The organism is Lentzea sp. NPDC051838, from assembly GCF_040681245.1.
Lineage (GTDB): Bacteria > Actinomycetota > Actinomycetes > Mycobacteriales > Pseudonocardiaceae > Lentzea.
The window spans coordinates 13510-28047 of record NZ_JBFAYI010000028.1; the positions used below are offsets into that span (position 1 = coordinate 13510).

The 14538-nt window shown below is 67.7% G+C and carries 12 protein-coding genes and 1 tRNA gene; 7 read left to right on the top strand and 6 right to left on the bottom strand.

Annotated features, from left to right (window positions below; genetic code table 11):
* Positions 1 to 62: 62 nt before the first annotated feature.
* Positions 63 to 1340, top strand: a complete 1278-nt coding sequence (gene dctA / locus AB0M24_RS37620; RefSeq protein ID WP_363778256.1) for a C4-dicarboxylate transporter DctA — start codon at positions 63 to 65, stop codon at positions 1338 to 1340.
* On the opposite strand, the gene AB0M24_RS37625 is transcribed toward dctA, so the two are convergent.
* Positions 1287 to 2726: a DUF885 domain-containing protein gene (locus tag AB0M24_RS37625; protein ID WP_363778257.1), complete on the bottom strand. Its 1440-nt coding sequence runs from the start codon at positions 2724 to 2726 to the stop codon at positions 1287 to 1289. The two genes, dctA and AB0M24_RS37625, sit on opposite strands and share 54 nt — an antisense overlap.
* Positions 2719 to 4299: a DUF885 domain-containing protein gene (locus tag AB0M24_RS37630; protein WP_363778258.1), complete on the bottom strand. Its 1581-nt coding sequence runs from the start codon at positions 4297 to 4299 to the stop codon at positions 2719 to 2721. Before AB0M24_RS37630 ends, AB0M24_RS37625 begins: the two co-directional genes overlap by 8 nt.
* A 64-nt stretch (positions 4300 to 4363) precedes the next feature.
* On the opposite strand from AB0M24_RS37630, the gene AB0M24_RS37635 reads away from it, so the two are divergent.
* Positions 4364 to 5029, top strand: coding sequence for an HNH endonuclease family protein (locus AB0M24_RS37635; protein ID WP_363778259.1), 666 nt, complete (start codon positions 4364 to 4366; stop codon positions 5027 to 5029).
* 132 nt (positions 5030 to 5161) lie between these two features.
* Positions 5162 to 6031 (top strand): hypothetical protein, encoded by an 870-nt coding sequence (locus AB0M24_RS37640; protein WP_363778260.1) that lies wholly within the window; start codon positions 5162 to 5164, stop codon positions 6029 to 6031.
* 446 nt (positions 6032 to 6477) lie between these two features.
* Here AB0M24_RS37640 and AB0M24_RS37645 read toward each other — a convergent pair.
* A tRNA-Thr gene (locus AB0M24_RS37645) sits at positions 6478 to 6551 on the bottom strand.
* 110 nt (positions 6552 to 6661) lie between these two features.
* Between AB0M24_RS37645 and AB0M24_RS37650 the strand changes: the two genes are divergently transcribed.
* Positions 6662 to 8032: a hypothetical protein gene (locus AB0M24_RS37650; protein WP_363778261.1), complete on the top strand. Its 1371-nt coding sequence runs from the start codon at positions 6662 to 6664 to the stop codon at positions 8030 to 8032.
* Here the strand turns inward: AB0M24_RS37650 and AB0M24_RS37655 are convergent.
* Positions 7983 to 9176 carry a glucuronyl hydrolase gene (locus AB0M24_RS37655; protein WP_363778262.1) on the bottom strand — a complete coding sequence of 398 codons (1194 nt, stop codon included), beginning with the start codon at positions 9174 to 9176 and terminating at the stop codon, positions 7983 to 7985. The two genes, AB0M24_RS37650 and AB0M24_RS37655, sit on opposite strands and share 50 nt — an antisense overlap.
* Positions 9176 to 10765, bottom strand: coding sequence for an L-lactate permease (locus AB0M24_RS37660; RefSeq protein WP_363778263.1), 1590 nt, complete (start codon positions 10763 to 10765; stop codon positions 9176 to 9178). Before AB0M24_RS37660 ends, AB0M24_RS37655 begins: the two co-directional genes overlap by 1 nt.
* A 133-nt stretch (positions 10766 to 10898) precedes the next feature.
* On the opposite strand from AB0M24_RS37660, the gene kduI reads away from it, so the two are divergent.
* The 3 genes from kduI to AB0M24_RS37675 are packed head-to-tail and all read left to right on the top strand — an operon-like array spanning position 10899 to position 13182.
* Positions 10899 to 11726 carry a 5-dehydro-4-deoxy-D-glucuronate isomerase gene (gene kduI / locus AB0M24_RS37665; RefSeq protein ID WP_363778264.1) on the top strand — a complete coding sequence of 276 codons (828 nt, stop codon included), beginning with the start codon at positions 10899 to 10901 and terminating at the stop codon, positions 11724 to 11726.
* Complete coding sequence (locus AB0M24_RS37670) at positions 11723 to 12448, top strand: SDR family oxidoreductase (protein ID WP_363778265.1); 726 nt, start codon at positions 11723 to 11725, stop codon at positions 12446 to 12448. The genes kduI and AB0M24_RS37670 overlap by 4 nt, the downstream gene beginning before the upstream one ends.
* Positions 12445 to 13182: an IclR family transcriptional regulator gene (locus AB0M24_RS37675; RefSeq protein ID WP_363778266.1), complete on the top strand. Its 738-nt coding sequence runs from the start codon at positions 12445 to 12447 to the stop codon at positions 13180 to 13182. Before AB0M24_RS37670 ends, AB0M24_RS37675 begins: the two co-directional genes overlap by 4 nt.
* A gap of 145 nt (positions 13183 to 13327) precedes the next feature.
* Here the strand turns inward: AB0M24_RS37675 and AB0M24_RS37680 are convergent, their stop codons facing one another.
* Complete coding sequence (locus AB0M24_RS37680) at positions 13328 to 14524, bottom strand: DNA polymerase III subunit delta' (RefSeq protein WP_363778267.1); 1197 nt, start codon at positions 14522 to 14524, stop codon at positions 13328 to 13330.
* Between the last annotated feature and the right edge of the window lie 14 nt (positions 14525 to 14538).

Sequence of the window (14538 nt, forward strand, 5' to 3'; positions counted from 1 at the left end):
ATAGCGCAGGCGTAACACTCAGGGCACTCCATCGCTCATAAATGAGATTTAGCTTCCGGGATGTGAAAACTCGGTCGCTCTTCTTGCAGCTGCTCGTCGCGGTCGTCGCCGGTGTGCTGGTGGGCCACTTCTTCCGGGCTTTCGGCGCCGACCTGAAGCCGATCGGGGACGGCTTCATCAAGCTGATCAAGATGGTGATCGCGCCGCTGATCTTCTGCGTCGTGGTGACGGGCATCGCGAAGGTCGGTGACCTGCGTGCGGTCGGCCGGATCGGCGTGAAGGCGCTGATCTACTTCGAGGTGGTGTCGACGGCCGCTCTGGCGTTCGGGCTGCTGGTCGGCAACGTCGTGCGGCCCGGTGCGGGGATGAACGTGGACCCGTCCACGTTGGACGCCTCCGCTGTGGACGCGAAGACGCAGGGTGGTCACCTCCCCGGCGTCGTGCAGTTCCTGCTGGATCTCATTCCTTCCAGTGTGGTGGACGCGTTGGCGCGCAACGCGTTGCTTCAGGTGCTGCTGTTCGCGGTGCTGTTCGGCTGCGCGCTGGCCCAGCTCGGCGAGCGCGCGACGCCCGTTGTGGATCTCCTGGAACGCATCAACCTGGCGTTCTTCACGGTGCTCGGCTACGTGATGAAACTGGCGCCTCTGGGTGCGTTCGGCGCCATGGCTTTCCTCGTCGGGCAGTACGGGCTGGGCTCGCTGCGGACGTATCTGTGGCTGATCCTGTCTGCTTACGGTGCGGCGCTGCTGTTCTGCTCCTTGCTGGGCGTGATCGCGTGGACGTTCGCGCGGGTGAACATCCTGCGCTTCATCAGGTACACGCGGGAGGAGTTCCTGCTGGCTCTCGGCACCGCGTCGTCCGAGGCCGTGCTGCCGCGGATGATGGTGAAGCTGCAGAAGGCCGGGTGCGCGCCCACGTCCGTCGGCCTGGTGCTGCCGACCGGGTACTCGTTCAACCTCGACGGCGCCTCGATCTACCTGTCGCTGGCCACGGTGTTCCTCGCGCAGGCGTTGAACGTGCCGCTGGACCTCGGCGACCAGCTGACGATCGTGCTGGTCCTCGTGCTGACGTCGAAGGGCATGGCGGGCGTACCCGGCTCCGCGTTCCTGGCGCTGTCGGCGACGGTCGCCGCGGTCGGGTCGATCCCGGCCGCGGCGGTCGCGTTGCTGCTCGGCGCCGATCGGATCATGGACTCGATGCGCGTCTTCACGAACCTGCTGGGCAACTGCGTGGCGACGTTCGTGGTGTCGCGCTGGGAAGGGCTGCTGGACGTCTCCGCGATGAGGTCAGCTCTCGGCGAGCCAGTCCGTGACGACCTGGTCGAGCAACGTCAGGGTTAGCCGGCCCCTGCCCAGCACCGTCTCGTGGAAGTCGCGCACGTCCCTGCCCGCTTCGTCGGACCTCTTGCGCAGTTCGGCGAACTTGAGGCGGCCCACCATGTACGCGAGCGCCTGGCCGGGTTGGGCGAGGTAGCGGTCGACCTCGCCCTCCACGAGCTCGCGCGGCATCGGGGTGTTGCCGAGCAGGTAGTCGACGGCCTGCGCCCGGCTCCAGCCGAGCGCGTGCAGCCCGGTGTCGGCGACGAGCCTGCCCGCGCGTTTGACGTCGTTGGTGAGCATGCCCGCGCGGGCTTCCGAGGAGCTGTACAGACCCATTTCGTCGGCGAGGCGTTCGCAGTAGAGCGCCCAGCCCTCGCTGAACGCGGTGATGCGCGCCTTGCGGCGCAACAGCGGGAGATCCTGCAGCAGCAGGATCCTTTCGCTCTCGAAGTGATGGCCGGGAACCGCTTCGTGGAACGCGGTCGCCTCCGCGAGGCTCCGCAGCTGGGTGTGCGGTTCCTTGGTGTTGACGTAGTAGGTGCCGGGGCGGCTGCCGTCGAGCGCACACGGCACGTAGTGCGGAGGGGTGCTCGCCGGCAGTTCCGGCGAAGTCTCGGCGATCACGCACCGTTGGTCCGGAACCGCGCGGAACCACTGCGGGGCAACGCTTTCAGCCCTGCGCAAAGCTGCTTCAGCGTCCTGAAGCATCTCCTCGGCACTGGAGTAGTTGGTGCCGCGATGGTCACCGAGCTCGCTCTTGAGGTTCTCGACGAGTGCGAGGCCGGTGGCGTGCAGTTCGCGCGGGTCGAGGTCCAGCGTCGTGTGCCAGCGGATCGCCTTGCGGTACAACGCTTCGCCGTCCGGCAACCAGCACAGCCCGGCGTGCTGCTCGTCGCGGCCGTTCGGCAGGAGGTCGTTCTTCAGGACGTCGCGGTAGTGCTCGATTCCCGGCACGTCGTGCCGCTCGGTGAGCGCGATCGCCTGTTCCACGAGGTGCCTGACGGGCGTCCGACCGGCGGCGACACCCGCGCGGTGCCGTTCGGCGACGGTGGCGAGGAACCGCTGGACGGCGTGCCGGCTCTTCAGTTGCGGCAGGAAGTAGAGCACTTCGGGCACCGCGTCCTGGAGGTAGCCGCTCACGCCGAACTCGACGGTCTTCGACTCGATCGCATCGATCTCCACCTGGGTCAGGTGCAGGACCAGGCCCTTGGTGATGCGGTCGTCCTCGGATTCCGCGGTCCGTCGCTCCGCCTCTTCGCCGATCTCCCGGTAGCGCCGCAGATGGTCCTGGTCGGCTTCCTCGCTGTGGTCCTGGAGGACGCCGTCGTGACGCAGTCCCAACAGGTTCGCTCGCAGCGCGTGGTGGTCGAAGGTCAGGTCGGACAGCCGCTCCGCGAGGTCACGCATCGGCGAGCCACCCGTCGACGACCTCGTCGAGCAGCGCGAGCGTGAGCCGGCCCTGGCTGAGCACGACCTCGTGGAAGTCGCGCACGTCCTGGCCCGCGGCCTCGGCCTTGCGCCGCAGCTCCTCGAACTTGAGGCGCCCCACCATGTACGCGAGCGCCTGACCGGGTTCGCCGAGGTACCTGTCCACTTCGGACTCGATCAGCATCGGCGTCATCGGGGTGTTCTCGAGGAGGAAGTCGATGGCCTGCTGCCGGCTCCACCCCTTGGCGTGGAGGCCGGTGTCGACGACGAGCCGTCCCGCGCGCATGGCGTCCATCGTGAGCATGCCGAGCTTCGACTCGTCGTTGCTGTACAGACCCATCTCGTCCGCGAGGCGTTCGCAGTACAACGCCCAGCCCTCGCCGAACACGCTGATCGGGGCCTTGCGCCGAAGCACGGGCAGGTCCTTGAGCAGCGAGGCCTTCGAGCGCTCGAAGTGATGCCCCGGCACGGCCTCGTGGTACGCCGTGGCCTCGTCCTCGATCCTCAGCCGGTTCTGCGGCTCCTTGACGTTGACGAAGTACGTGCCTGGCCGGCTGCCGTCCTCCGACGCCGGGAGGTAGTGCGGCGGCACGTGCGCGGGCACAGCGGCTGGAGTCGCCTCGATCGCGCACTTCTCGTCCGGCATCGTGCGGAACCACTGCGGCGCAACGGCTTCAGCCTTCGCGACGGCTTCCCGGGCGGCCGTGAGCAGGTCCTCGCCGCTGGTGTGCCGGAACGCGGGGTCGTTGCGGATGCGGTCGAACACGTCGTCCCCGTACTGGGCGAACTCGCGCTTGAGCTCCTCGATGAGCTTGATGCCCGTGGCGTGCAGGTCTTCCGGGTCGAGGTCCTCGGTCGTGTGCGTGCGAATCGCCATCCGATAGGCCTCGTCACCGCCGGGCAGCCAGCACAGGCCGGGGTGCTCGGTGTCGCGTCCTCGCGGCAGCGCCTCTTTGTGCAGGAAGGCGCGGTAGTTCTCGATGGCGGGCTTGACGTGCTGCTCCACGACCTCGCTCGCTTCGTCGACCACGTCGAAGGCTTCGAGGTTGTCGAGGTGGGCGTCCATCAGCTCAATGGCCTGCTCCACCAGGTGTTTCACCGGCGTGCGCCCGTTCTCGAAGCCGGTGCGATGGCGTTCGATGATCGTCTCGAGGAACGCGCTCAGCCTCCGGAGCCGCTCCAGGTACCCGTTGCGCCGCTCGTCCGTGTCGACCGCCAGCCGCGGCAGGAACGCGAGCGTGCCGGGCACCGCCGTGCGGATGTTGGCGCTGATGCCGAACTCGATCTGCTTGGCGGCGAGGTCGTCCTCCTGCGTGCGCACCTCATGGCCGATGATCCCCAGCGTGATGCGTTCGGACAGGTCAGAGGGCTGAAGTGCGCGCGCCTCATCGCTGATGGCTCTCAGCCGGAGCGCGAACTGCCGGTCAGCCTCCTCGCTGTGGTCGACGAGCGACTCGTGGTCGAGGTCGAACCCCATCAGGCTCGCATCGAGCGGATAGCGCTCGAGGATGAGGTCGAACAGGCGATCGGCGAGCGCGTTGACTTCGGACATCCGTCCCCCAGAGTTACGCCGTTGAGCGGCCTTCCCCGCCCCTTGTAGCGGGTATGCCCTTCTCATGCGGTGGTTACTGCTGATCATCCTGCTGACCGGCTGTTCCGCTCTACCCCTGTCACCCGCTCCGCAAACGGACCGAGTGCCACCCGGCACCCTCGACGCCGTGACCGCGCGCACCTCTCTCGCGGCCCTCCCCGTCGCCGCGGCGGGCCGCCTGGACGGCTACTCGCGCGACTGCTCCCACGGCGCGTGCGTGTTCGGCCAGCCGTGGTTCGACACCGACGGCGACGGCTGCGACCAACGCAGCCAGGTCCTGGCCCGCGACCTGTCCGGCGTTTCCCGCAAGCCAGGCCGCTGCTCGGTGCAGTCCGGCACCTTGGACGACCCCTACACCAGCACGCGCCTGACCGACGTGTCGAAGATCCAGATCGACCACGTGGTGCCGCTGGCCGAGATGTGGCGCAGCGGGGCGGCCGGGTGGGTCCTGGAGAAGCGGGTGACGGCGGCCAACGACCTGCGGAACCTGGTCGCGGTGTCGGGCAAGGTCAACCAGTCGAAGGGCGACAAGACGCCTGACGAGTGGATGCCGCCCAACGCCTCGTATGCGTGCTCGTACGGGCGGATCTACGTCACGGTGAAGGTGGCGTACGGGCTGACGGTGGCGCCGGCGGAACGCGCGGCCCTGGAAAACGCGCTCGCCACCTGTGACACACCTCCTGCGACATAAGCCGCGAAACAATGCCAATTGAATGACAATTGCACCCTCCACCCATTCGTACCAACTTCGATGACGACTGGACAGGGCCCGAGTTATCCTGCCTAGTCCGGCGCGTGTGGGCCGGACAGAGGGGTGGACCGGGTGCTGAAGTCGTTCTCGCAGTGGCTGGAGAAATTCCTCCAGGACGAAGGAGCGGTCGGAGTCGTCAAGGGACTGCTCGGTTTCGTCACGTTCGGCGCAGTCCTGTCCGCCTTCTTCGGTTCGGTCGCCATTCGCGCCGCATTCGTCGCCACCGCGCTTCTCCTCGTGTTCGTGCTGATGGTCCACCTGTCCGCCCGCGTCGCCAAACTCGAGTCGGAGTCCCGCCAGTACCGCAGCCTGCTGTCCACCTACTGCGAGATGCTCACCGAGCTCCAGTCCAGCGTGTTCGACATCAAGGTCTGGGAGCAGGAAGCCGTCATCGAGACCAACGGCGACACCAGGGAGTTCATCACCGTCACCGCGGTGATCAGAGAAGCGGACGCGGCCTTCTTCAGGCTGGTCTTCGGTGCGGGCTGGGACCAGCCGAAGGCGATCCAGAAGGAAGTGACCGCCAGAGTCCGCAGCCTCGAGGTGGACGGCACCGAAGGCCCAAGCTTCGTCGTGACCTCGCATTGGCGTGATGACGGAAGACTCGACATGGTGTCGCATTTCCACTCACCCGCGGAAGTGGACAGCGAAGTACGACTCAAGATGGAGTGGACCTGGCCCAGAAAATGCGTTCCGCTGATGGTTCACCAGAGGCCGGACCGGTTCGTCTTCTCATTCCGGCGACCCGTGGAACGCGCGACCTACAAGATCGTTCTGCCGCCCGGCGTTGACGCCAGATGGGGCGTGGTTTCGCTCACCAGGCCGCGCGACGACTTCGAAATCGTCCCGTCGACCTCTGGCGGTCGCACTGAGATCAAACTGACGCTCAAGAACCTGCCCGCCAACCGCAAGGTCGGCATGATGCTGGAGCTCAAGAGGTAGTCAGGCCTGCACGGCCGGGTGCGGTGCAGGCACCTGAAGACAGGTTCACTCAAGCTCAGCTCAGCGACTCACTTGTCGCCGTTCTCGCCGCCCATGTACGACATGGTGTGCGTTCCTCCTTCTGCCTACGAGGTGATGCGCAACCGTTCACCACCGCACCAGGCGACAGTGGAGGCTCGCCGGTCCCTTGGTGGACTGATCGCACGAAGGTCGGCGATGTTATCCACCTAGGCCGAACTCACCTTAGGTGACCCGGCAGAAGCGCCTGGTCACTGCGTCTTCCACCGGATACGGCCGAGCGTAGTCCTCGGTTCAGGCCAGGGCCCGGCATACGGGAGAAGTCAGGCCGGCCACGCGTGGCGTTGTTGCTGTCATGATCGGGAACCAGGCTCCCCAGACAGCAGAAGGGCCAGGTCAGCGAGTGACCTGGCCCTTCCGTCTCACCGAGCCGCCTATCGGAATCGAACCGATGACCTGCTCATTACGAGTGAGCCGCTCTGGCCGACTGAGCTAAGGCGGCGAGACGCGATAACTATAACCGACCCGCAAGCGCGTTACTCACGGGGGTCGGCTTCGTTGTACGGACCGTGACCGATGTCACCACCTCCTAACCGCCGAGGAGCTGGGTTCATGCGCCGTTCGTTGTCCGTGCCGCTGGCCGGGTTGTTGCTCGCGCTCGTCGCGGCGCCCGCGCTCGCGCAGCCTCCGACCACGCCGGTGCCGGGGCCGCGCGACCCGAACCAGCCGCCCGCGTCGGCGCCGAACGGGCCGCAGTCGCTTGCGCACGCGGTCGGGGATGCGGGGACCGGACTGAGCGTCGTGAGGCTCGGGCCGCAGGGGGTGCCCACGAACACGATCCTGCCCGGGCTCAGCGAGCAGTTGCCCAAGCAGTCGGTCACCGAGTTCGGGCTGGGGCTCGCGAGTGCGCAGGTCAACACCGAGGCGTTCCTGAGCACCGAGCGGGTGGTCACGCAGGCCAACCCGTTCGGGTTCGCGGTGGCCGGGCGGTCGCCGCAGTCGCCGGGGACGCTCGTGCAGACGGCCATTCCGGACAATCCGCAGCCCACGAACGGCGGGCTGCCGATTCCCGAGACGCCGCTGGGCAAGCTCAAGGTCCTCAACGGCAGCGTGCACGCGCGGTGGGACGAGAAGCTCGGGCCGTGCATCAGCCCGCTGGCCACCGCCAAGACCTCTCTCGCCGGTCTCGAAATCTTGAGCGCGCTGCCAGCCGAGGTGCCGTTGCCGTCGAAGAGCCTGGTCAGCATCCCGGACACGTTCGAGGCCAACTCCAACGTCAGGCTCGTCGACCTGCCCGGCAGCAAGAACAAGGCAGTCGAGTCGACGTCGACCATGCGCGCGGTGAGCGTGGAGATCGCGGGTGGCATCAAGATCGACGTGGCCACGCCGCCGACGCTCACGGCTACGGCTACCGGCGACGAGAAGACTTCGAAGATCACCTACACCGCGCCGGTCCTGAAGGTCAGTCAGAACGGCAAGGAGCTCGGCACGTTGGACGCCGCGCATCCCACCCTCGACATTCCGCTCGTCCTCGACCTGGCCGTGATCAAGCTGCAGATCGCCGGGCTCAACGAGAAGAAGGCGAGCTTCAGCGGCAACGGGTTCAGCGGGTTCCAGCTCGGGGCCACTGCACGGATGCTCGACGTGCAGCTGCTGCCGACGGACAAGCTGAAGCTGCCGAACCTGCCGACCGCATTGGCGCAGATCTCGCTCGGTGAGCAGATCGTGCGGGCCGCGGCGCCGCAGGGTGGCGTGGTGTGCGGAACCGCCCAGCCGCCACAAACCCCCGAAAACCCCGGCGGTGCGGCAGCGCCTCCCAAGCAGAAGGCGCCGCCGCTCGCCTACACCAACGCCGCGTACCAGTCGATCCCGCTGTTCTGGGTCGGCACGGGACTGCTGCTCGCGGGCGTGGTCCTGGTGGCCGCGCTGCCGGTCAGGACAAGCCGATCGCGCGTCCGAGCTCCCGGGGTTTCAGGACCCTGAGCAACGCCTCCATGAGGTAGTAGTCGCCGTAGGGCAAAGACACCTCGATGCCGGTCTCGATGCGACGGTTGCGGGTGCCGCGCGCCAGGATGGCCTCGTGCTTTTCGGCGCGAGTCGTCAAACACGTGCGGCACAACGCATCCAGGATCCGCAACGCCGCGACCCGGTACGACAGTCGCCCTGAAACCGCAGCCAGGTCCAGCAGGCCGCACGCCATGATGGCGCCCGCCGACGAGTCCTTGACGTCGTTGGGCGCCAACGGTGAGCGGTAGTCCCACACCGGAATGTGGTCCGGTGTAAGGGCATCCAGCGCGTAGTCCGCCAACTGGCGAGCCGCGTCGAGGAACTCACGACGGCGAGAACGCCGGTACATCGTCGTGAAGCCGTAGATGCCCCAAGCCTGACCACGCGACCAGCACGACGTCGGGCTGTAGCCCTGGTTCGTGTTGGGACCGATGTCCTCGCCGGTCTCCGGGTTGAAGTCGAACACGTGCGGCGTCGACCCGTCCGGCCGGATGAACTTCGCCCGCGTCGTCAGTGCATGAGCCACCGCGACGTCCAGGAACCGCGACTCCCCCGTCTGCTCCGACGCGAACGTCAGCAGGTCGAGGTTCATCATCGTGTCCATGATCGCGCGGCCGGCGTTGTTCGGCGTGCCCAGAGCACCCCACGCCCTGATGAAGCGGCCCTTGTCGTTGTAGCGCTGGATCAACGACGACGCGGCCTGCACCGCCCCGTCACGCCACGAGACGTCGCCGGTGAGCCGGTACGCCGTCACCCACGACGGGTAGAACAGGAAGCCCAGGTCGTGGATCGACGTGTCGGTGCGCCGCGGCGACAAACGCAGCGCCGACTCCACCGCCCACTTCTTGAACTGCTCGTCACCGGAGTCGAGAAACGCCAACCAGTGCATGCCCGGCCAGAACCCGCCGACCCAGCCACCGGAGGCAACGTAGATCCACTTCTCGAACTTCGTCTCCTCGGGGAACGAGGTGACGTTCGGCGCGACCTGACGAAGCCTCCGCAACGCGAAGTCCAAAGAATCCCGGAACAGCCGGGAAGAAGCAGCCGACGCTTCCCCCGCTGCACCAGCCACAACTGGTGCCGCCGCAGCCGCACCGAGCAGAGTCCTGCGACTGACCATCACGGCACCATCCATCCGAGCACGGGTGTGGACTGCAGGTACGCGACCACGCACGTCACCAGCAGCAGCAACAGACTCCAGCCGAAGACCTTGCGGAACAGGTCGCCCTCACGTCCGACGATGCCCGCCGCCGCGGTGCCGATCGCCAGGTTCTGCGGCGAGATCATCTTCGCCATCACGCCACCCGAGCTGTTCGAGGCACCGAACAGGAACGGTGACGCCCCGAGCTGCTGGGCCGCGGTGACCTGCAGACCGCCGAACAACGCGTTGGAGCCCGCGTCCGTGCCGGTGATCGCGACGCCGAACCAGCCGACGACCGGTGACAGGAACGCGAAGAACGCGCCGGTGCCCGCGAGCCAGAGGCCCAGGGTCGTGATCTGGCCGGAGTAGTTCATGACGTACGACAACGAGAACACCGCGAGGATCGCCAGGATCGCCCAGCTGAACTGCTTGATCGTCTGACCGTAGATCTCCAGGCCCTTGCGCGCGCTGATCCCGAGCACCACCAGCGTGATCAGGCCCGACAGGAACAGCAGCGAACCCGTCGCGGACGCCCAGTTCAGCGCGTACTCGACCTTGATCGGCTTGCCGGCGGCGTTCGTGAGATGCATGCCGGGCCAGAGGAACTTGTACGTCAGCGAGTCGAGGAACTTCTTCACCGGCACGATCTGCGCGATCGAGAAGATCACCACGATGATCGCGTACGGGGTGAACGCGGTGATCACGTCGCGCCGCGAGTCCGTCGTCGAACCACCGGCGATCACCGGCGGAATCGACCGCGCCGGCTGCCACACGCGCATGAAGACGATCACCGCGAGCACCGACGCGACGGCCGCGATGATGTCGCACAGCTTGTAGGACCAGAAGTTCGAGACCAGGTACTGCGTCACGGCGAACGAGCCACCGGCGACCAGAGCGGCCGGCCACGCCTGCTTGAGGCCGCGCTTCCCGTCCACCACGAAGATCAGCACGAACGGCACGAGCAACGCGAGGATCGGCACCTGGCGACCGGTCATCGCGCCGAACGTGTCAGCGGGCAGCCCGGTGACCGTGTTCAGCACCGTGATCGGGTTGCCCATGCCGCCGAACGCGACCGGCGCGGTGTCGGCGATCAGCGACAACGCCACCGCCTTCATCGGGTCGACGCCCAGCGCGATCAGCATGACCGAGCAGATCGCGACAGGACCGCCGCCGCCCGCCAGCGCTTCCAGCAAGGCACCGAACGAGAACGCGATGACGATCGCCTGCACCCGCTGGTCGTCCGAGATCGAGCTGAACGACCTGCGCAGCACGGCGAAATGTCCGCTGTGGACCGTCAGGTTGTAGATCCAGATGGCGTTGAACGTGATCCACAGGACCACGAGCACGCTGGTAGCCGCACCGAACGCCGCGGAGTTGAGCGCCTGCCCGAGCGGCATCGAGTAGCCGAACAGGGCTACGCCGATCGCCAGCGCGAGGGCGGTCAGCCCCGCCCAATGAGCCTTCCACTTGAGACCGCCGAGCAGCACGAGCACGGCAACGAGCGGTATCAACGCGAGCAGAGCCGACAGGAACAGCGAGCCTGTCGGATTCGGATTCTGCTGGTACACCAAGGCCGCCTTTCATAAGCCTGAACTCCGGCGGCGTGGAGGCCTCAGGCTTGTTCCATTGCACGGAACGTAGTTCCATGGTGGTCGGCGCACATCGTGTCACTCCGCCGCCCCGATCGGAAGGCATCCTCAGATGCAAATCAGGCACTCGACCCATCCGGCGCAGTTGCCGGGCTTCGACACGGACGGGCTGCGGCAGCACTACCTGGTGGACGACCTCTTCGTACCGGGCGAGATCCGGACCGTCTACACGCACGAAGACCGCATCGTCATCGGCGGAGCCACGCCGAACGTGGGCACTCCGCTCAAGCTTGAGAGCGCTCCCCCGCTCCGGTCTGCGCACTTCTGCGAACGCCGTGAGCTCGCGATCCTCGCCATCCGCGGTACCGGAACGGTGACCGTGGACGGAACCGAGCACAAACTCGGTACGCGCGACTGCCTCTACGTGGGCCAGGGCGCGGAGAACGTCGAGTTCCACGCCTCCGACGACGACACCCGCTTCTACCTCTTCTCCACGCCGTCGCACGCCTCGTTCCCCACGGCCGTCGCGCGGTTCGACGAGGTGGACGTGCTGAAGCTGGGCGACCAGAGCACCGCGAACGTCCGCGAGATCCGCAAGTTCGTGCACGCGGACGGCATCCGCAGCTCCCAGCTGGTCCTGGGCGTGACGTCGCTGGCGCCGGGCAGCGTCTGGAACACCATGCCGCCGCACACGCACGACCGCCGCACCGAGTGCTACCTGTACTTCGACCTGCCGGAAGCCCACCGCGTGATCCACCTCTGCGGCGAGCCCCAGAACACGCGGAACATCGTGGTGCGCAACGAAGAAGCGGTGATCTCCCCCTCGTGGTCCGTCCACAGTGGAGCGGGCACGCACAACTACACCTTCGTCTGGGCCATGGGCGGCGAAAACCAGGCTTACGACGACATGGACCCGGTCGCCGTCACGGAGCTGCGGTGAGCTTCTCTCTCGAAGGCAAAACCGCGGTCGTCACCGGTGCACGCACCGGCATCGGCCGCGCCATCGCCCGCGGTCTCCACGACGCGGGCGCTCAACTGATCCTGGTTGGCCGCGGCGACCTCTCCGACGTAGCCCCGTCGCTCGCCACCGTCTCGGCCGACCTGCAAGACCCGGCCTCGGTCGAACCCGCGCTTGCCCCGGTGGTCGAAGAGCACGGCGTGGACATCCTGGTCAACAACGCCGGCACCATCCACCGCGGCGCCGCCGTGGACGTCTCGCTGGCCGACTGGCAACGGATCATGGCCGTGAACCTCGACTCGGCGTTCGAGATCTCGAAGGTCTGCGGCCGCCGGATGGTGGCGCAGGGCAGCGGCAAGGTCGTCAACATCGCCTCACTGCTGTCCTTCCAGGGCGGAATCCTCGTTTCGGCCTACACGGCGTCGAAGCACGCACTCGTCGGCATGACCAAGCTCCTCGCCAACGAGTGGGCGGCGTCGAACGTGCAGGTCAACGCCATCGCGCCGGGCTACATCGAAACCAACAACACGGCGCCGCTGCGGGCCGATCCCGACCGCGAACCGGCGATCAGGGACCGGATTCCCGCCGGCCGTTGGGGCAAACCGGAAGATCTTGTCGGCCCAACGGTGTTCCTTTCGTCCGCCGCGTCCGATTATGTGACCGGACACGTACTGGTGGTCGACGGAGGCTGGCTGGCGAGATGACCGATACCGCCGTCGAAAAGACGCTCGCCGTGCTGGAGGCCCTGGCCGACCACACGCGCATCACCGACATCGCGCGGGTCACCGGCCTGCCCAAGTCCACGGTCCACCGCCTGCTCCAGACGATGGTGGACCGCGGCTTCGCGACCCTGGGCTCGGACGGGTACCTGACCGGGCCGCGGGTGCTCGCCCTCGCGGGCAAGGTTCTCCGGCCTCTCGACACGGTGGAGCGGGCCCGGCCGTTCCTGCGCTCGCTGCAGGAGTCGACGGGCTGCACGGTGCACCTGGCCGTGCTCTTCGGCGACGAACTGGTCTACGTCGACAAGATCGAGGCCAACAAGCCCTACCGAATGGCGTCCCGGCTGGGCATGTCCCTGCCTGCCCACGGGACGGCCATCGGCAAGGCCGTGCTGGCCTCCCAGGCGCAGTCCGAACTGGAGGCCTACATCGCCCGCACGGGCCTGCCGGGCCGCACACCGCACACCATCACGTCGGCGACGCGCCTCAAGTCCCAGCTGTCGAGGGTGCGACGGTCGGGCTTCGCGCTGGACGACGAGGAGAACGAGGTCGGCGTCCGGTGCGTGGGCGCTGCCGTCCGGGACCACGCGGGTGTGGTGATCGGCGGGCTGTCGGCGTCGTCGCTGGCGATGGAGCACTCGCTGCAGGAGCTGATCGCGCTGGGCCCACGCGTCGTTCAGGCGGCGGGAGAGGTGTCGGCGGCGCTCGGCTGGGCCTAGGCCCGGTCCTGCGAGTTCGTTCGGTGAGAGGCGCGGCCGAGAGACCCGGAGGCGGTGCCGCCGGAATGCCCTCATACCGGGCGGCGGTGCCGCCTCCGGGTCCCTCGGCTGCCACTGTCGCCGGACGAGACTCGCAGGACTGGGCCTAGCCCCGGTGGAGCGTCGTCACCATCGCCTCGACGGCGATGCGCGGCTTCACGTTGACCTCGATCGCCTCCCGGCAGGCCAGCACGGCCTCCAACCGCCGCAGGATCGACTCCCGGGACCACTGCGCGGCAGCGGTCCTGGAGTCGCCTGCCCTGTCCGGATGCATCAGCGCGGCCTCGGACCCGGTGTGCGTCACCAGCGCGTCCCGGTAGAAGCCGGCCAGGTCGACCAGGGCCATGTCCAGCGAGTCGCGTTGGGTTCGGGTGGCACGCGACTTCTGCCGCTTCTCCAGATCCTTCAACGCCCCCTTGGCTCCACGGGTGGCGGCGGCGGTGCCCTTGCCGGTGCCGCCCGCCCCCATCGCGGTCTCCAGGGCCTCGCGCTCGGCCTCGTTGCGCGCCTCGTTGGCCGTGGACGCGTCTTCCTCAGCGGCCTTGATCAGCTCATCGGCGCAGGTGAAGACGTCGGCGGGCTTGCGCAACGCCAGCGGGATCCGCAGCACCGCCTCCCGTCGTGCCCGGACGTCCGAATCGACCGCCAGCCGCCGAGCCCGCCCGACGTGGCCGCCACAAACGGATGCCGCCCAGGACGCCATCTCCGCGGGCACCCCGTCGACGGCTTCGAGAGCCGACGCGATGGCAGCAGGCCGAGGCGACCCCAACGACACCAGGCGGCACCTCGAGCGAATGGTCACCGAGACGTCGTCCGGGTGGTCGGAGGGCGCGCACAGCAGAAAGACGGTTCGCTCCGGCGGCTCCTCGACGGCCTTCAGCAGCGCGTTGGCCGCGCCCTCGGTCAAGCGGTCGGCGTCCTCGATGATCACCACCTGCCACCGGCCCGAGGTGGGCCGGCGAGCGGAGATCTGCACGAGCGCGCGCATCTCGGCGACTGAGATCGACAGTCCCTCAGGAGCGACGACGCGCACGTCGGCGTGGGTGCCGTGCAACGAGGTCCGGCAGCCGGTGCACTCGCCGCAACCGGGCCGGTCGTCGGTGACCACGCACTGCAGTGCGCCCGCGAAGGCCCTGGCGGTGGACGAACGGCCTGATCCGGGCGGCCCGGTGAAGAGCCACGCGTGCGTCATCACGCCCGGCGCCGGAGTTCCGCCCGCAACGATCGTGGCAGCGGCCTCGGCAGCCGCAGACAGGGTCGCCACCGCGTCCGGCTGGCCGACCACCTCGTCCCACACGCTCATGACAGCCAGTCTTC